Raw genomic sequence first — 17,008 nt, 5'->3', positions numbered from 1 at the left:
GTTCGGCGGGGTCGTTCGGAGCGTTCCCGTTAGTCTTTAGCCGCGCGCCGCCAAATCGCGCCTAATGACCGCGAAGGCGCTCTCTCAGCGCGACCTCGCCACCGTCATCGGGCTGGAGGTCCACGTCCAGCTCGAAACGGACACCAAGATATTCTGCGGGTGTTCGACCGACGCGGCCGAGGACGAGGAACCGAACACGCGGACGTGTCCCGTCTGCCTGGGTCTGCCGGGCGCGCTTCCCGTCCTGAACGAAGGCGCCGTCGAGGCCGCCGTGAAGGTGGGGAAAGCGCTCGACGCCACCGTCGCCGAGCACACCCGCTTTCACCGGAAGAACTACTACTACCCCGACCTGCCGAAGAACTTCCAGATAACCCAGTACGACGCTCCCATCTGCTCGGACGGGACGTTGGAGGTGTCCGTCGAGGGGAACCGCCGCGAAGTCGGCATCGAACGCGCCCACCTCGAAGAGGACCCCGGGAGCCTCCAGCACAAGGGCGGCAGCATCGACACCGCCGACTACACGCTCGTCAACTACAACCGCGCGGGGACGCCCCTGATGGAAATCGTGACGGAACCGGACTTCCGCAGTCCGCAGGAGACGCGCGCGTTCCTCGCGAAGTTGGAGGAGGTGCTGGAGTACCTCGGCGTGTTCGACGCGACGCGCGACGGGTCGCTCCGCATCGACGCGAACATCTCGATGGTGCCCGACGACGAGGTGGGCGAGGGCGGCGAAATCTCCGGGGAGACGCTGGCGAAGGCGAACCGGACCGAAGTGAAGAACATCTCCAGTCACAAGGGCGCCGAGAAGGCCCTGGCCTACGAGGTGACCCGACAGAAGAACGCCATCTCCCGCGGCCGCGGCGTCGAGCAGGAGACGCGCCACTGGGACGAATCCCGGGGAATCACGGTCTCGATGCGCTCGAAGGAAGAGGAGAAGGATTACCGGTACTTCCGGGAGGCGGACCTGCCGCCCCTCGAAGTCGCCGACTGGAAAGCGGAGATAGCCATCCCCGAACTCCCCGACGCCCGCCGCGAGCGCTTCCGCGAGGAGTACGGTCTCGACGCGGAGTCGGCCTCGAAGCTCACCTCCACGAAGGAGGTGGCGGACTTCTACGAGGACGTGGCCGACCAGTTCGACCCGGACCTCGCGGCGACGTGGGTGGCGGACAACCTCCTCGGCGAACTCAACTACCGCGATATGTCGATTACCGATGTCTCCGACCGCCTCGACCAGTTCACCCGACTGGTCGAACTCGTCGCGGAGGGGGAGATTACGACGAAAAACGCCGAGGAGATAGTGCTCCGCGGGATGCTCGACGAGGGCGACGCGCCCGACGAAATCGTCGAGGAGGAGGGCCTCGGCGCGGCCGACGACGACGAAGTCGTCAGTGCCGTCGAAGAGGCCATCGAGGAGAACCCCGACGCCGTCGAAGATTATCACGCAGGGGAGGGCGGCGCCATCAACTTCCTCGTCGGACAGGTGATGCAGAAGACGGGCGGAAGCGCCGACCCGGGCGACGTGAACGGGATGCTCCGCGAGCGTCTGGACGAGTAACGAGGCGCCGCCTCCGTTCTCTCGGCGCGTTTGCTCCGTTACCAGCGGACTCCGGCCGCCGTCCGCGGACGCCTCACGCCTTCATGTCGTAGATGTACTGCTCTATCGGGACGAACGCCGTCGACCCGCAGGCGGCGCACTGGTCCGGCGCGGCGAACTCGTGCGTCTCGCCGTCGCTGTCGACGACGGTGCCGGCGTAGACAGCGTGGCAACTCTCGCAGACGTACCGTTCGGGAAGGTCCGGCGTGTGGGACATACGTACCGTTCGACCGTCGGACACTTGGCCGTTTTCCGGGATTCGCCGGACAGTCCGGCGTCCGGAACCGCGACGCGGAGGGAGACTCAGTCGGCCGTCGAGGACGACTCCTCGCCGTCGGCGATGCCGTCTTCTTCCTCCCCGTCCCTCCCGTCGCCCTCGACGACGGCGGAGCGCCACCCGCCGCGGAGGAACCAGAGGCATCCGACGGCGAACGTCACCACGCCCGACAGCGACAGACTCCACCAGAGGCCGGTGACGCCCCACGAGAGGACGTAGGCGAGGACGAACGCCGCCGGGAAGCGAACGACCCACCGCGAAATCAGGGAGAGCGCCATCGAGACGCGGGTGCGCCCGGCGCCGCGGAACGCCCCCTGAATCACCATCAGCCCGCCCAAAAAGGCCCAGAACGGCGCGACGATGGTGAGCATCTCGACGCCCGCGTCGACGACGGCGGCGTCGTCGATGAACACGCGCATGAAGGCGGCCGGAATCGCCCAGACGACGGCGCCGGCGACGCCGAGAATCGCCATCGTCCCGGCCGTCGCCTTCCACGTCACCTCCGCCGCCCGGTCCGGCGTGTCCGCGCCGAGATTCTGTCCGACGCCCGTCGCGGCGGCTTGGCCGACGGCGCCCGAGACGGTCCACGAGACGGACATGAGGCGGAGGCCGATGCCGTAGGCGGCGGTGGCCACCGCGCCGAACCGGGCGACGAGTGCGGCGAGGGCGACGGCCGCGAAACTCCGCGCGAGGCCGTCCAGCGTCGCGGGATACCCCACGTCGACGAGTTTCCGGAGTAGCGTCGGGTCCGGCCGCAGGTCGGGGAGGCGCAGGCGCGCGCCCCACCCGCCGTGGAGGAGGATAGCGAGGCCGGCGACTGCGGCGACGATTCGCGCGAGGAGGGTGGCGACGGCGGCGCCGCGCGTCCCCATCGGTTCGACCCACGCCCATCCGAGGATGAACACGGGGTCCAAGACGACGTTCAGTCCGGCGCTGACGACGACCAGCCACATCGCGGTGCGGGTGTCGCCTGCGCCGCGGAGGACGGCCCGGAAGGCGAAGAAGACGAACGTGAACGGCAGCGTGACGAACAGCACCTCGGCGTAGGCGAGGGCCTCGGCGTAGACGCGCCCCTGTGCGCCGATGAGTGCGAGGAGGGGGTGCCTGCCGAGGTAGCCGACGATACCGAGGAGGATGCCGACGCCGACGGCGAGCAGGAGCGTCTGCCCGACGACCCGTTCGGCGCTCCGGTCGTCGCCCGCGCCGACGTGCTGGGAGACGAGGGCGACGGCCGCGGCGGTGACGCCCATGGCGACGGAGACGAACATCCACGCCGTGGGGAACATGAGCGAGACGGCGGCGACGGCTTCGGGGCCGACGCGGCCCACCCAGAACATATCGGCCAGATTGTAGAACGTCTGGAGGAGGTTGCCCGCGACGAGGGGCCACGAGAGCGACACGAGTTTGGGCGTCACCGCTCCGTCGGTCATATCGATTCGGCTCTCTCGTCCGGACACGGTGGCGTCCACTCCGCGCGTCGACACCTATCTGTTGGGGATCGGTGCCGCGTTGCCGGTTCGTCCGCCTTCCAAGCCGCGCCCGGACCGCTCGCGGCCCCCGTACACGTTGCCCGCCCGCGTCGCTCGCCCATCCGCGCTCCCACGCGTACGCCCGCGCTGGCCGCCGATTCGGGCCGATTCGCCGCGAAAGCTTTAGGCCGGACCCTCGCATATCGCCGCCCAATGAGTAAGGGTCCGGAACTGATCATCACCGAGAAGGACAACGCCGCTCGGCGCATCGCCGACATCCTGAGCGGCGAGTCCGCGGAGGCCGAACGCGTCAACGGCGTGAACGTCTACAAGTGGGGGGGGAAACGCTGCATCGGGCTGTCGGGCCACGTCGTCGGCGTGGACTTCCCGCCGGAGTACAACGACTGGCGCGACGTCGAACCGGTGGAACTCATCGACGCGCCCATCGACAAGCACCCGACGCAGGAGAACATCGTCGCCGCCCTGCGGCGACTCTCCCGCAACGCCCGCCGCGTCGTCATCGCCACCGACTACGACCGCGAGGGGGAACTCATCGGCAAGGAGGCGTACGAACTCGTCCGCGAGGTCAACGAGGAGGTGCCCGTCGACCGGGTGCGCTTCTCCTCTATCACCCAACGAGAGGTGACCGAGGCGTTCGAGAACCCCGACGAACTCGACTTCAACCTCGCCGCGGCGGGCGAGGCCAGACAGATCGTCGACCTGGTGTGGGGGGCGGCGCTCACCCGATTCCTCTCGCTGTCGGCGCGCCAACTCGGCGACGACTTCATCTCCGTCGGCCGGGTGCAGGGGCCCACCCTCAAACTCATCGTCGACCGCGAACGCGAGATAGACGCGTTCGACCCCGAGGACTACTGGGAACTGTTCGCCGACCTGGAGAAGGGCTCGGAGTCGTTCGAGGCGCAGTACTTCTACCTTGACGAGGACGACAACGAAGCCGAACGCGTCTGGGACGGCGACGACGCCGAGGCGGCGTACGAGACGCTTCGAGGGGCGGAGACGGCGACGGTCACCTCGGTCCGCCGCCGCACCCGGACGGACGACCCGCCGGCCCCGTTCAACACGACGCAGTTCATCCGCGCCGCGGGGTCCATCGGCTACTCCGCCCAGCGTGCGATGAGCATCGCGGAGGACCTCTACACCGCGGGCTATATGACCTACCCGCGGACGGACAACACCGTCTACCCCGAGGACCTCGACCCGCGGGAACTGCTCGACGCCTTCACCGCGAACCGGACGTTCGCCGAGGACGCGGAGTCGCTCCTCGACCAAGAGGAGATAGAACCGACCGCCGGCGACAACGAGACGACCGACCACCCGCCCATCCACCCGACGGGCGAACTCCCCTCACGCGCGGACCTCACAGAGGACGAGTGGGAGGTGTACGAACTCGTCGTCCGGCGCTTCTTCGCCACCGTCGCGGAGTCCGCCGAGTGGGAGCACCTGCGCGTCGTCGCCGATGCGGCCGGCCTCTCGCTGAAGGCCAACGGCAAGCGCCTCGTGAAAGAGGGTTACCACGCGGTGTACCCGTACTTTAACTCCAGCGAGTCGTTCGTCCCCGACGTGGAGGAGGGCGAGGAACTCGCCGTGACGGACACGGAGATGGAGGCCAAGCAGACGCAACCGCCCCGCCGCTACGGCCAGTCGCGCCTCATCGAGACGATGGAGCAGATGGGCATCGGGACGAAGGCGACGCGGCACGACGTGATTCAGAAGCTCTACGACCGCAACTACATCGAGAGCGACCCGCCGCGCCCGACCCGACTCGCCCGCGCCGTCGTCGAGGCGTCCGAGGAGTTCGCCGAACTCATCGTGAGCGAGGAGATGACCGCCCAACTGGAGGAGGACATGCAGGCCATCACGCGCGGAGAGACCACCCTCGACGACGTCACCGAGGAGTCCAGAGAGATTCTCGAAGGCGTGTTCGAGGGGTTGATGGAGTCCGGCGACGAGGTGGGCAAACACCTCCAGAAGTCGCTGAAGGCGGACAAGACCGTCGGGCAGTGCCCCGAGTCCGACCACGACCTGGTCATAAGAAAGAGCCGTCACGGGTCGTACTTCATCGGTTGCGACGGCTACCCCGACTGCACGTACACGCTGCCGCTGCCGTCGACGGGCAAGCCGCTCATCCTTGAGGAGTCCTGCGAGGAACACGACCTGAACCACGTGAAGATGCTCGCCGGGCGGAAGACGTTCGTCCACGGCTGTCCGCTCTGTAAGGCCGAGGAGGCCGACGAGGAGGAGGACCTCGTCATCGGCGTCTGTCCGGAGTGCGGCGACGAACACGGCGGCGAACTGGCGATAAAGCGGCTCCGTTCCGGCTCTCGACTGGTCGGCTGCACGCGCTACCCCGACTGCGATTACTCGCTGCCCCTCCCGCGCCGCGGCGACATCGAGGTGACCGACGAGGACTGCGAGGAGCACGACCTGCCGAAGATTCAGATCACCTACGAGGACAGCGACAGGGAGCCGTGGGACCTCGGCTGTCCCATCTGCAACTACAGAGAGTATCAGGCCGAACAGGTCGACGGCTCGCAACTGGAGAGCGTGACGGGCATCGGCGAGAAGACGGCGGAGAAACTGAAGGCCGCCGGCGTCGAGGACGTGCCGTCGCTGAAGGAGGCCGAACCCGACGCCTTAGCCGACCTGATGGACGGCGTTGGACCGGATACGGTGCGGAAGTGGCAGACGTCCGCAGACTAATCAGATAGTTATTTGTCAGTTGCTGGGGTTTTGCTGTGGATGGTCGAAGTCTTCGTCGTTCCTTGTAGCAACTCAAAGGCACAAGAGCATCTCCACGATACCGTCATCAATGGAGTTCCCAGAAGTCGCTACGCGCAGCACACCGATGCGTACGTCGGTGACCCCGCATCAATCTGGGGCGTCTCTCCCGGAGCGGATCGATTTCTCGGCAGGATGTCTGCGGGAGATATACTGCTTTTCTACCTGGGTGAGAACCGGTACGAGTACGCTGCACGCGTGATTGGACGGGAAGTCAACGAGCCACTCGCAGCTCACCTCTGGACAGAATACAAAATCGGACTGCGAGAGAACAATGATGAACTGTGGCCCAACATTATCTATCTCGACGAGGTGCAGTCAGTCGACATCGACAGCCGAGAGGTACACCACGAACACGCCGGACACAGTCGGGGGCACCCACAGAATTTCATGCGGTTGACTGGAGAGGCTGTGCGAAGCATCGAATCAGCCTATGGATCAGTCAAAGGATTCGTTGACGAACACTCAGTAGATGTGTCTCCGACTGCAGCAGATATCGAAAAGCGGGAACTGGATGCACAGTTGGAGTCGCCACCAGAACTGACCGAATCACAGTCGTACTCGGAACAACGACGAAAGGAGCGTTCTGCGGTATTTGCCCGAGACGTGAAGTCTCTCTACGATAATCGGTGTGCAATCTGTGGGTCGTATCGGCTATCACCGAACGGTCTACCGGAGGTCGAAGCCGCACATATCTATCCGAAGAGTCACAAGGGAAAGGATGACGTTCGTAATGGACTCGCGTTGTGCAGACTACACCACTGGGCCCTCGACAAGGGTTGGTTGGCCATCAATGATCAGTTCCGAGTGTTGGTACAGAGCTGCGAGTCGGTACCGGGACACGAGGACTTCGAATCACTTGAGGGAAGACAAATCGACCTCCCCGAGGACGAAAACAAGCATCCTGCAAGACTGTATCTAAGAGAACATCGGGCACTTCACGGGTTCGGTGAATAGTCTTCACGACCCATCCGCGTCATTTTTAACGCCTCCCGGTGGTAGTACGCCCAATGACCGGCCCCTGGACCGAGTGGAATCACATCCTCAAGGTCGACCCAGATAAAGACCTCGTCGGCGACGAGACGTTCGAGGACGTCTGTCAGACCGGGACGGACGCCATCGAAATCGGCGGCACCCTCGACATCACCGCAGACAAGATGCAACGGGTCGTCGACGCCTGCGCCGAGTACGACGTACCGCTGTACCAAGAACCGTCGAACCCCGGGGTCGTCGTCGACGACGACGCCCTCGACGGCTACCTCATCCCGACGGTGTTCAACGCGAAGGACGCCTTCTGGATCACCGGCGCCCACAAGGAGTGGGTCCGCATCGAGAACGGGATGGACTGGGACCGCACGCACACCGAGGCGTACATCGTGCTCAACCCCGACGCCTCCGTCGCGCAACTCACCGACGCCAACTGCGACCTCGCGGTCGACGACGTGGCCTCCTACGCGGCCGTCGCCGAGCGGATGTTCGGTCAGGAGATAGTCTACATCGAGTACTCCGGCACGTTCGGCGACACGGAGAAGGTGCACGCCGCGTACGACGCCTTGGACGAGTCGACGCTGTTCTACGGCGGCGGCATCCACGACTACGAGTCGGCGTACGAGATGGGCAGCCACACCGACGTGGTCGTCGTCGGCGACCTCCTGCACGACGAGGGCGTCGACGCCGTTCGTGAGACGGTGGAGGGCGCGCGCGACGCGATGGCCGAACGCGCCGAAGCCGAGCGGTAACCGCGCCGCCGACCGGGGCCTCTGTCTTCTTCCTCCGCTCCCGTCCGAACGGACAGGAGCGGCCGCCGCGAGTTATCGGTCCCGTTCCGACGACCACGGGAGGCGCTCTATCAGGAGTAGTTCGAGAGCGATGAGAACGACGAGCACGACGGGAAGCGTCGCGAACACCCCGACGCCCGTGACGGCCGCGGCGAGGGTGACGCCGAGAAGTTCGACCAACCGGAGATAACACCACGCGACCGCGAGCGCGTAGGGAACCGTCGGAAGCAACCCGACGACCCCGACCGCGAGCAGCGTCAGGGGGTGGACAGGCGAAGACCGAGTGAATCGGAGCAGAGGCACATCTGATAGACATCTAATGTACGATTGCGGAGAAAAGTAAACGTGTCGCAAGAGTAGATGATCGAAGTTAGCCACTCGTCCGCATATATCGCCGAAGGTGTTCGGTGGCGGGGCGGCCGTCGTACATCATCGAAGATGTACGGATACGCGGTCATAGGAGCGGCGCTCGGGTCGAAACGACCGTTTTTAAGACCGGGCGGTCGGAATCACGCCACATGCAGAACCGAACGTACACGGCAGACGCCGACCCCGGCGACAGCGTCACCGTCGCGGGGTGGGTCCACGAGGTGCGCGACCTCGGCGGCATCGCCTTCCTCATCCTCCGCGATAAGAGCGGGAAGATTCAGATCAAACTGGAGAAAGACGAGATGGACGAGGACCTCGTCGAGACGGGCCTCGACGTCGCCCGCGAGAGCGTCATCGCCGTCGCGGGCGAGGTGAAAGAGGAACCGCGCGCGCCGACGGACGTCGAAATCGTCCCCGAGAGCATCGACGTGATGGCCGAGGCGGACACCCAACTCCCCCTCGACCCTTCCGGGAAGGTCGACGCCGAACTGTCGACCCGCCTCGACAACCGGACGCTCGACCTCCGGAAAGAAGAGGTCAAGGCGGTCTTCGAGATTCGCGCGGAGATCCTCCGCTCGGCCCGCGACGCCTTCCGCGAGCTTGGCGCAACGGAGATCAACACGCCGAAAATCGTCGCCACCGGCACCGAAGGCGGCACGGAGCTGTTCCCCATCACGTACTTCGGCAAGGAGGCGTTCATGAACCAGTCGCCGCAGTTGTTCAAGCAGTTGATGGTCGGCTCCGGTCTGGAGCGCGTCTTCGAGGTCGGTCCCATCTTCCGCGCCGAGGAGCACAACACGCCGCGGCACCTGAACGAGGCGACGTCCATCGACTTCGAGTCGGCCTTCTTCGACCACACCGAGGCGATGGACGCCTGCGAGCACGTCGTCAAATCAGCCTACGAGGGCGTCGCGGAGAACTGCGAGCGCGAACTCGAACTGCTCGGCCTCGCCGACGAGTTCGAGGCTCCCGACGGCGAGTTCCCGCGACTCACCTACGAGGAGGCCATCGAGCGCATCAACGCGACGGGCGAACTGGACGAGCAACTCGTCTGGGGCGACGACCTGCCCACCGAGGGCGAACGCGCTCTCGGCGACGACGTGGGCGAGCACTACTTCATCACCGACTGGCCCTCCGAGATCAAGCCGTTCTACATCAAGGACCACGACGACGACGAGCAGCTCTCCACCGGGTTCGACATGATGCACCCGCGCATGGAACTCGTCTCCGGCGGGCAGCGTGAGCACCGCTACGACCACCTCGTGGAGGGCTTCGAGCAGCAGGGGCTCGACCCCGACCAGTTCGAGTACTACACGAAGATGTTCAAATACGGCATGCCCCCGCACGCGGGGTGGGCTATCGGCGGCGAGCGCCTCGTCATGACGATGCTCGGCCTCGACAACATCCGGGAGGCCGTGTTGTTCCCGCGAGACAGACAACGTCTGAGTCCGTAGGACGAAGGCGTTTCTGCGAGTGGGAATGGGGAGCGGCTCTGCCGCGACCGAGTTCCCGCGTGACCGTCAGCGGCTGTCGCCGTAGGCAACGCCGCGAGGACGAACTTGCGGTTACGCTCCGTTTTCTTTCGCCGCTTCGTCTGCGAGTCGGTCTCCCGGCTCGCGGCGTTCACCGGTCCGGTGGAACCTTTGGAGTCTTCGCGCTTATCGACGGCGGGTATACGGTGTTTTGGGGCCTGTTCACACGCTAACTCGTGCCTCGCGAACCGAACGGCCGCATCACCTTTTGTCCGCACGTCCTAACCCTCGGGCAACATGGCCGAAACCGAGGTCGACCTCGTCGACGAAATCCTCGAGACGGCGACCGAGCGCGGAGAATTCCTCGTCACCACCGAACTCGTGACGCTCATCGAGCGACACGACCCGGCGGTCATCGAGTCCAACGAGTTCGGCGTGAGCGAAGACCGACTCATCTCGTACGTGGAGGCCCTCCGGTCGGGCGCCGAGTTGCTCTCGGTGGAGGACGTCAAGGATGCGCTGGCCGAGGAGACGGTGCACAGCGACACCTGGGTCGGCGAGGAGAAACTCTACGTCACCGGCGAGAACCACGTGAGCGTCTACCCCCGCGACTGGCACGAGGCGCTCGCGGGCGAGGACGACGTGGTTCGGTTCGTCGAGTACATCGTCGCCGCCGTCGACGACTCCCAGGAGGCCTTCCCGGGCGGCGGTCAGGGCGCCGGAATCCCCGAAGAGACGCTCATCAACGTCGTGACCACCCTCGGTCCGCTCACCTGGGAGGAGGCCAAACGGGAGATCGAACGCCTCCGTGACGAGGACGTGTTCTCCGAGAAGGCTGACCAGCACCCCGAGGCCCGCGTCGCCCTCGACGGCGTCGACCACAACTGAGCGAGTCTCGCGGCCCCGTACCCGGGTCCGGGGCATCCTGACCCGGCGTCCACCGGCGCCGCGAACCCCGCCGCCCGAAACCGCACCGGACATAACGCTCGCCCTCCACCTCCGGGTATGACCGACGAGGCGACGGCGTTCGTCCCCGGGCACGTTACGGGCTTCTTCAGCGCCCACCCGCACGAGAACCCCGCGAGGGCCGGGTCCCGCGGGGCGGGCGTCGCCCTCTCGCACGGCGTGCGCGTGACGGTTCGGCGGCCCGACGAGGGCAGGGAAACGACGGACGGACCGCCCCGAACGACCCTGAACGGCGAGTCCGTCCCGATGCCGCCCGTCGACGGCGTCCGGAAGCGACTCGGCGTCCCCGACGCCGCCGTCGAGGCCGAGACTCCCCTTCCGCTCGGGTCGGGTTTCGGCGTCAGCGGCGCGGTGGCGCTCGGAACCGCCTACGCCGCGAACGCCGTCTTCGGGCGTCGACTGTCGGAGAACGGACTCGTCTCGGCCGCCCACTGCGCCGAAGTCGAGGCGGGGACCGGACTCGGCGATGTGGTCGGACAGGCCCGCGGCGGGCTACCGATTCGACTCGAACCCGGCGCTCCCGAACACGGCGCGATGGACGGCGTTCCCGCCCGTCCCCGCGTGGAGTATCTGACGTTCGGCGAGGTGTCGACCGAAGCGGTACTCTCCGGCGACACGAGGTCGCTGACGAGGGCGGGCGAGCGTTCGCTCGCGGACCTCCGGGACCGACCGACGCCCGCCCGTCTCGTCGCCCTCTCGCGTCGGTTCGCCCGCGAGGCCGAACTGACCACCGACCGCGTCGAGTCGGCCGTCGCGGACGTCCGCGCCGCCGGCGGCGACGCGGCGATGGCGATGCTCGGCGACACCGTGTTCGCGTTCGGGACGGCGCTGTCGGACGCGGGCTACGACCCCGCCGTCTGCGAGGTGCATCCGACCGGGTCGGGCCTCGTCTCGGAGTAGCCGGGTCGTTCGACCCGCTCCCTCCACCGTCTGTTATCTTGCCGTCTACCGTCCCCTGTCCGCCGTCCCGTATCGCCCCGTTTTTCTCCCACTGCGACTCATCTCCGCGCATGAGCGACGTCGACATCCCGGAGAGCCACCCGCGCTACCTCTCGCTTCTCACCCGGCACCGCATCGAGGAGGGCGTGGAGAAGGGAATCACCTCGAAGCAGGGACTCATCGCGGAGGGACGAGGGGAGGCGTTCGACTACCTCCTCGGCGAGGAGACCATCCCCTCCGCGGACGCCGCCGAACGGACCGCCGCCGCGCAGTTGCTCCTCGCGGAGCGTCCCGTCCTCTCCGTCAACGGCAACGTCGCCGCTCTCGTCCCCGGCGAGATGGTCGAACTCGCGGCCGCCGTGGGAGCGGACTTGGAGGTGAACCTGTTCAACCGAACCGAGGAGCGAATCCGCGCCATCACCGACCACCTGCGCGACCACGGCGCCGAGGGGGTGAAGGGGCTGACCGCCGACGGTCGGATTCCCGGCTTGGACCACGAACGCGCGAAGGTCGACGCCGACGGCATCGGCGCCGCCGACGTGGTTCTCGTCCCCCTCGAAGACGGCGACAGGGCCGAGGCGCTGGCGGCGATGGGGAAGACCGAGATAGTCGTCGACCTCAACCCGATGTCTCGCTCCGCACAATCCGCGGCGGTTCCGATCATCGACAACATCCTCCGTGCGGTCCCAAACGTCACCGAACACGCCCGCGACCTCTCGGAGTCGGGGGCCTCCCGCGAGGAACTGGAGCGCATCGTCGCGGAGTTCGACCGCGAGGCGGCGTTGCGCGAGGCCGAAGCGGCGATTCGCGGCGGCGACCTGGATTAATCGAAGCCGCTGACCAGCACCGCCAACCACTGCGCCGAATCGCGCCGTCGCCGAACCTCCACCGACTCGACCCACTTCACCCACTGAAAACCGCGCCGGTCCGGCGCGACGAGTCGGCACGGGAAGCCGTGCCCGTGCGTCAGTCGTTCCCCGCCGACGCGCGTGGCGAGGAGCATCCCGCGCGCCTCCTCGAGTGGAAACGACCACCGGTAGCCCGTGACCGACCGGACGGTCACCCACCGCGCCTCGTCGGCGACGCCCGCGGCGTCGAGGACGGTCCCGAGTTCGACGCCGCGCCAGTCGCGTTCGGCGTACCACCCGCTGGTACAGTCGAGGAGCGCCGTCCGCTCCGTCACGGGCGAGAGGTCGGCCGCGGAGAGCGATAGGGGAGCGTCGACCAGTCCGCCGACGCGGAGTCGCCACGCCGGTTCGTCTATCGGGTCGGGGTCGTCCGCGACCCAACTGGTCACCGGGAAGGAGGCGTTTCCGCTCCCGACGTTGCCCTCCGGAGCCAGTCCGTCGTTCTCGACGGGTTTCGACCCGGTGAACCGCCGCACTCGGCCGCCGGTGTCGAGAGCGGCGTTCAGGAGTTCCTGCGCGCGCAGGAGGAGGGCGTCGCCGACGAGGAGCGTCCCGAATTTGAGGGCCGTTCGCCGACCCTCGAAGTCGGCGCGGGAGGGCGTTCGGAACCGGGTGTACAGGTGCGCGAGGACGAGGGGGACGAGGGCGAGTCCGAGTCCGACGTGGAGGTTCAGGAGGTTCCAGTAGCCCAGCACCGAGGCGTTGCCGCCGAGCACCCAGAGCGACCCCGTGGCGAGGGCCGCGACGGCGACGGCGGCGACGAGCACCGAGAGTCCGGTCGTTCGCGTCCACAGGCGCGAGTCGGTGACGCGTCGCCGGACGCGACGGAACTTGTAGAACAGGAGGGAGACGAGCGTCAGGCCGACGACGGTGTGAAGCGCGAAGAGGGGCCAGTGGGACGGCGCGCCAGCGCCGAAACTGAGGACGCCGCTGGCCGCCTCGAACAGCACGCACGTCAGGATGGACCAGTCCACGAGTCGCGGCGGCGGTTCCACCGCCGCGAGGAGGCGGCGGAGGCGAGCGAGACGACCCGTGCTCCCGTCACTCATGGCGGTGCTAAGGAGCCGGTGAGAAAGAAGGCGTCGCCGGAATGTAGGAGGTCTGCGGATGTACCACGAGGCGAGCGAATGCGAGCCTCGTGGCAGATTTTTGGTCCAGCTTTTTGCAACGAGTGGTCGCGCAAAGCGCGACCCGAGTCAGTAAAAAGCTGGTTAGTCGTCAGCGGGCGCCGCGTCGCCGCGGAACGACTCGGGAAGGTCGGCCGTCAGTCGGTCCCGGTCGTGAGACTCGAAGAAGTCGATGTCCGGGCCGGTGGCGACGATTCGCGAGGGGTTCACGTCGCCGTGGCTCTCGTAGTAGTGGCGCTTGATGTGGTCGAGATTTATCGTCTCCTCGACGCCCGGCAGTTGCGCGAGTTCCTTCGCGTAGTCCCAGAGGTTCGGGTACTCGTGAATCGCCCGTCTGTTACACTTGAAATGAGTGTGATAGACGTGGTCGAATCTGACCAAGGTGACGAACATGGCGATGTCGGCCTCGGTGAGCACGTCACCCGCAAGGAAGCGGTTGTCCTCAAGTACCGACTCCCAGCGGTCGAGGGCGTCGAACAGGTCGTCCACCGCCTCCTCGTAGGCGTCCTGCGATTTTGCGAACCCCGCGCGGTAGACGCCGTTGTTGATGGGGTCGTAGATGTCGTCTAGAATCTCTTCGACCTCCTCGCGGTGGCCCTCGGGCCACAGGTCCACGTCGCGTTTCGCGTGGTCGTCGAACTCGGTGTTCAGCATCCGCATTATCTCGCGGGACTCGTTGTTGACGATGGTCTCTTTTTCCGTGTCCCAGAGGACCGGCACCGTGACGCGGCCCGTGAAGTCCTCGTCCGCGCGGACGTAGATATCGCGCAGGTACTCCTCGCCGTGGAGGGGGTCGGGGTACTCCTCGGAGAACTCCCAGCCGTCGTCGATGCGGACGGGTTCGACGACGGAGAGGGAGATGGCGTCTTCTAACCCCTTCAGGCGACGCGTCATCGCCGCCCGATGCGCCCACGGACACGCCCGCGAGATGTAGAGGTGATAGCGACCCGACTCGGCGGGGAACTCGGCGTCATCCTCGTCTCGAACCCAGTTCCGGAAGGACGTCTCCTGTCTGTCGAACTCGCCGTCCTCGTTCGTGCTCTCGTAGGCGCCGGTGCGCCACTCGCCGTCGACGAGCATGTTCACCGTCGACCACCGCCGTTGAGAGACTGTCGCGTCATGGACGCTCGTTGGAACCGGACGGGCTAAACGGTTCGGCGCTCGGGCGCCGTCCGTACAAGGACACGGACGCCGACGGCGAGTCGAGCGAACGCGGCGGACGCGCCGTCACCCCGTCTCGGACGCCGTCGAGGCGTCCCGCAGTTCGATGTCTCGTTGTGCGGAAACGTGACCGCGAATCGACAGCGTCACCGGCCCCGCCTCGTACCCGGTGTGAGCGGTGTCTATCTCCAGCGACGCCGTCACGTCGTCGTTCGCGGCGACGGTCCGTTCGACCACGTGCGACTCGTCGTCGTCGGCTATCAGCGCCGTCGGCCAGTAGACGGCCGCGAGGAAGCGCCCGTCCGTATCCGAAACGTTCGTCGCCGTCAGCGACAGAGACAGCGTCTCCCCCTGCGACACCGCCTCCGGAACGGTGAGGCTCTCGAGGTCGAATCGCGGCGACGGCGCCGCGAGTCGGTCCCGCATCCGAGCCGAGAGCGGCCACTCCGTGCCGTCGCCCTCGAATCGGATTCGCGGGTCGGTCGCCGACAGGGGTGCGGGGACCGCGAACGCCAGATACGACTCGTCGCCGCTCCCGAAGGCGCGGCCGAGGGGGGCGCCCGTCCGCCCCGCGACGGAGAAGTTGATGGCACCGACGGTGTGGGGGAGTCCGGGGTCCCACGAGTCGTCGTCGGCCAGAAACGCGAACGACGACGGCGAGAGGTCGCGGTCGGTTCGGACCGACGCGACGACGTACTGTTCCCCCTCGGCCGCGAGGACGCCGCCGGAGCCCATCACCGACTCGTACCTGACGGCCTTCCTGACGACGACGTCCTCGACGACGACGACGCCTCCCGGCGGTGGTTCGGCCGTCTCGCTCGTCCGTTCGTCGGTTCCGGTGCCCGTCGGTTCGTCGGTTTCCGTTCCCGTTCGGCCGTCGGGTTCGCTCGTCCCTCGAACGGACTCGTCGGCCTCCGTCTCGTTCCCCTCGTCGCCGGGCCGTGACCCTCCGGAGAGACAGCCCGCGGCGCCGGAGACGCAGAGTCCGCAGAGTCCGAGCAGCCGTCGTCGGTTCATCGTCGGCCGTTCGTCGCTCCGCGATAAGTGCTTTCAGTACGCTCAAAGAGCCGTTTTATCCTCCCGCCCACCGGCGCGCGGTTCGACCACCGCTCTTCCTCTCGTCGATACGGGAGATTGTCCGCCGAACCGACGCCCACCCGAACAGTTTAGTACCAAGTGGTAACACTAGGTGGTATGTCCGAATTCAGCGGATTCGCGGACGTGAGCGAAGCACAGGTTACCCGAGCTATCGCGTCGGATTGGACCGAGGAGTTCATGGACCGCATCGACACCGAGGTCATCGTCGTCGGCGGCGGTCCCTCGGGGCTGATGGCGGCGAAGGAACTCGCCAAACGCGACGTCGACGTGGCCATCGTCGAGAAGAACAACTACCTCGGAGGCGGGTTCTGGCTGGGCGGCTTCCTGATGAACAAGGTGACCGTCCGCGACCCCGCTCAGTCGGTGCTGGACGAACTCGGCGTCCCCTACGAGGAGGCAGAGGAGGCCCCCGGCCTCTACGTCGCCGACGGGCCGCACGCCTGCTCGGCGCTCATCGAGGCGGCCTGCGACGCGGGCGCGAACGTCCAGAACATGACCGAGTTCACCGACGTGGTCGTCCGCGAGGACCACCGCGTCGGCGGCGTCGTCCTCAACTGGACGCCCGTCCACGCCCTCCCCCGGGAACTCACCTGCGTCGACCCCGTCGCCGTCGAGTCCGACCTCGTCCTCGACGCCACCGGCCACGACGCCGTCGTCATCTCGAAACTGACCGAACGCGGCGTCCTCGACGCCCCCGGCATCGAACACGCGAAGGAGCACAACACCGGGATGGACCAAACCGAGGAAGGCGAGTACGGCGCCCCCGGGCACGACTCGCCCGGCCACGACTCCATGTGGGTCGGCGAATCGGAGGACGCGGTGGTCGAGAACACGGGCCTCGTCCACCCCGGCGTCGTCGCCTCCGGGATGGCCGTCGCCACCGTCAACGGCCTGCCGCGCATGGGACCGACGTTCGGCGCGATGCTCATCTCCGGAAAGCGCGCCGCCCAGTCCATCATGGACGAACTGGGCCGCGACGGCCCGGAGATAGAGTTCTCGCCGGCGGCGCCCGCTGACGACTGAACGGCGTCCGGTACCGTCGGACGGCCCG

General features: G+C 66.8%; 15 protein-coding genes. 9 read left to right on the top strand and 6 right to left on the bottom strand.

Translation table 11 applies throughout. The features are described from left to right. Positions 1-64 precede the first annotated feature (64 nt). Positions 65-1,555, top strand: coding sequence for an Asp-tRNA(Asn)/Glu-tRNA(Gln) amidotransferase subunit GatB (gene gatB / locus C474_RS16980; protein WP_008389050.1), 1,491 nt, complete (start codon positions 65-67; stop codon positions 1,553-1,555). 73 nt (positions 1,556-1,628) lie between these two features. Here the strand turns inward: gatB and C474_RS16975 are convergent, their stop codons facing one another. Then, on the bottom strand, positions 1,629-1,811 hold the full coding sequence (locus tag C474_RS16975; RefSeq protein WP_008389048.1) for a hypothetical protein: 183 nt from the start codon (positions 1,809-1,811) through the stop codon (positions 1,629-1,631). A gap of 86 nt (positions 1,812-1,897) precedes the next feature. Beyond that, positions 1,898-3,301: an MATE family efflux transporter gene (locus C474_RS16970; protein ID WP_049917160.1), complete on the bottom strand. Its 1,404-nt coding sequence runs from the start codon at positions 3,299-3,301 to the stop codon at positions 1,898-1,900. A 252-nt stretch (positions 3,302-3,553) separates the two neighbouring features. On the opposite strand from C474_RS16970, the gene C474_RS16965 reads away from it, so the two are divergent. Genes C474_RS16965 through C474_RS16960 form a run of 3 tightly spaced genes read left to right on the top strand, consistent with a single transcriptional unit; the run spans position 3,554 to position 7,878 of the window. After that, positions 3,554-6,061 carry a DNA topoisomerase I gene (locus C474_RS16965; protein ID WP_008389044.1) on the top strand — a complete coding sequence of 836 codons (2,508 nt, stop codon included), beginning with the start codon at positions 3,554-3,556 and terminating at the stop codon, positions 6,059-6,061. A gap of 39 nt (positions 6,062-6,100) precedes the next feature. After that, positions 6,101-7,096 (top strand): HNH endonuclease, encoded by a 996-nt coding sequence (locus C474_RS21790; protein ID WP_008389042.1) that lies wholly within the window; start codon positions 6,101-6,103, stop codon positions 7,094-7,096. A 53-nt stretch (positions 7,097-7,149) separates the two neighbouring features. Further along, on the top strand, positions 7,150-7,878 hold the full coding sequence (locus tag C474_RS16960; protein WP_008389040.1) for a phosphoglycerol geranylgeranyltransferase: 729 nt from the start codon (positions 7,150-7,152) through the stop codon (positions 7,876-7,878). A 72-nt stretch (positions 7,879-7,950) separates the two neighbouring features. On the opposite strand, the gene C474_RS16955 is transcribed toward C474_RS16960, so the two are convergent. Next, a complete protein-coding gene (locus C474_RS16955; protein WP_008389038.1) occupies positions 7,951-8,220 on the bottom strand; it encodes a hypothetical protein in 270 nt (89 codons plus the stop codon). A gap of 215 nt (positions 8,221-8,435) precedes the next feature. Here C474_RS16955 and aspS point away from each other — a divergent pair, with 215 nt between their 5' ends. The 4 genes from aspS to C474_RS16935 all read left to right on the top strand — a co-directional run bounded on the left by aspS (position 8,436) and on the right by C474_RS16935 (position 12,490). Then, positions 8,436-9,740 carry an aspartate--tRNA(Asn) ligase gene (gene aspS / locus C474_RS16950; protein WP_008389035.1) on the top strand — a complete coding sequence of 435 codons (1,305 nt, stop codon included), beginning with the start codon at positions 8,436-8,438 and terminating at the stop codon, positions 9,738-9,740. A 315-nt stretch (positions 9,741-10,055) separates the two neighbouring features. Further along, positions 10,056-10,646, top strand: a complete 591-nt coding sequence (locus tag C474_RS16945) for a hypothetical protein (protein WP_008389032.1) — start codon at positions 10,056-10,058, stop codon at positions 10,644-10,646. 117 nt (positions 10,647-10,763) lie between these two features. Next, the gene (locus tag C474_RS16940; protein ID WP_008389030.1) at positions 10,764-11,624 is read left to right on the top strand and encodes a pantoate kinase; all 861 of its coding nucleotides are present in this window, start codon (positions 10,764-10,766) and stop codon (positions 11,622-11,624) included. A gap of 110 nt (positions 11,625-11,734) precedes the next feature. After that, positions 11,735-12,490 carry a 4-phosphopantoate--beta-alanine ligase gene (locus C474_RS16935; protein WP_008389028.1) on the top strand — a complete coding sequence of 252 codons (756 nt, stop codon included), beginning with the start codon at positions 11,735-11,737 and terminating at the stop codon, positions 12,488-12,490. Here C474_RS16935 and C474_RS16930 read toward each other — a convergent pair. The 3 genes from C474_RS16930 to C474_RS16920 all read right to left on the bottom strand — a co-directional run bounded on the left by C474_RS16930 (position 12,487) and on the right by C474_RS16920 (position 15,876). Then, the gene (locus C474_RS16930; RefSeq protein ID WP_008389027.1) at positions 12,487-13,620 is read right to left on the bottom strand and encodes a molybdopterin-dependent oxidoreductase; all 1,134 of its coding nucleotides are present in this window, start codon (positions 13,618-13,620) and stop codon (positions 12,487-12,489) included. The two genes, C474_RS16935 and C474_RS16930, sit on opposite strands and share 4 nt — an antisense overlap. A gap of 162 nt (positions 13,621-13,782) precedes the next feature. Then, positions 13,783-14,784 carry a glutathione S-transferase family protein gene (locus C474_RS16925; RefSeq protein WP_049917142.1) on the bottom strand — a complete coding sequence of 334 codons (1,002 nt, stop codon included), beginning with the start codon at positions 14,782-14,784 and terminating at the stop codon, positions 13,783-13,785. 141 nt (positions 14,785-14,925) lie between these two features. Beyond that, complete coding sequence (locus C474_RS16920) at positions 14,926-15,876, bottom strand: hypothetical protein (protein ID WP_008389023.1); 951 nt, start codon at positions 15,874-15,876, stop codon at positions 14,926-14,928. A gap of 177 nt (positions 15,877-16,053) precedes the next feature. On the opposite strand from C474_RS16920, the gene C474_RS16915 reads away from it, so the two are divergent. Beyond that, positions 16,054-16,980: a sulfide-dependent adenosine diphosphate thiazole synthase gene (locus C474_RS16915; RefSeq protein ID WP_008389021.1), complete on the top strand. Its 927-nt coding sequence runs from the start codon at positions 16,054-16,056 to the stop codon at positions 16,978-16,980. Positions 16,981-17,008 lie beyond the last annotated feature (28 nt).

It is taken from the genome of Halogeometricum pallidum JCM 14848 (genome assembly GCF_000337095.1).
In the GTDB taxonomy this organism is placed as follows: domain Archaea; phylum Halobacteriota; class Halobacteria; order Halobacteriales; family Haloferacaceae; genus Halogeometricum; species Halogeometricum pallidum.
This window is presented reverse-complemented; position numbering and strand designations above follow the sequence as displayed.

Bases quoted from the DNA above. Each gene is read 5' to 3' on its own strand.
- gatB (WP_008389050.1), top strand. From the start codon at position 65: ATGACCGCGAAGGCGCTCTCTCAGCGCGACCTCGCCACCGTCATCGGG.
- C474_RS16975 (WP_008389048.1), bottom strand. From the start codon at position 1,811: ATGTCCCACACGCCGGACCTTCCCGAACGGTACGTCTGCGAGAGTTGC.
- C474_RS16970 (WP_049917160.1), bottom strand. From the start codon at position 3,301: ATGACCGACGGAGCGGTGACGCCCAAACTCGTGTCGCTCTCGTGGCCC.
- C474_RS16965 (WP_008389044.1), top strand. From the start codon at position 3,554: ATGAGTAAGGGTCCGGAACTGATCATCACCGAGAAGGACAACGCCGCT.
- C474_RS21790 (WP_008389042.1), top strand. From the start codon at position 6,101: ATGGTCGAAGTCTTCGTCGTTCCTTGTAGCAACTCAAAGGCACAAGAG.
- C474_RS16960 (WP_008389040.1), top strand. From the start codon at position 7,150: ATGACCGGCCCCTGGACCGAGTGGAATCACATCCTCAAGGTCGACCCA.
- aspS (WP_008389035.1), top strand. From the start codon at position 8,436: ATGCAGAACCGAACGTACACGGCAGACGCCGACCCCGGCGACAGCGTC.
- C474_RS16945 (WP_008389032.1), top strand. From the start codon at position 10,056: ATGGCCGAAACCGAGGTCGACCTCGTCGACGAAATCCTCGAGACGGCG.
- C474_RS16940 (WP_008389030.1), top strand. From the start codon at position 10,764: ATGACCGACGAGGCGACGGCGTTCGTCCCCGGGCACGTTACGGGCTTC.
- C474_RS16935 (WP_008389028.1), top strand. From the start codon at position 11,735: ATGAGCGACGTCGACATCCCGGAGAGCCACCCGCGCTACCTCTCGCTT.
- C474_RS16930 (WP_008389027.1), bottom strand. From the start codon at position 13,620: ATGAGTGACGGGAGCACGGGTCGTCTCGCTCGCCTCCGCCGCCTCCTC.
- C474_RS16920 (WP_008389023.1), bottom strand. From the start codon at position 15,876: ATGAACCGACGACGGCTGCTCGGACTCTGCGGACTCTGCGTCTCCGGC.
- C474_RS16915 (WP_008389021.1), top strand. From the start codon at position 16,054: ATGTCCGAATTCAGCGGATTCGCGGACGTGAGCGAAGCACAGGTTACC.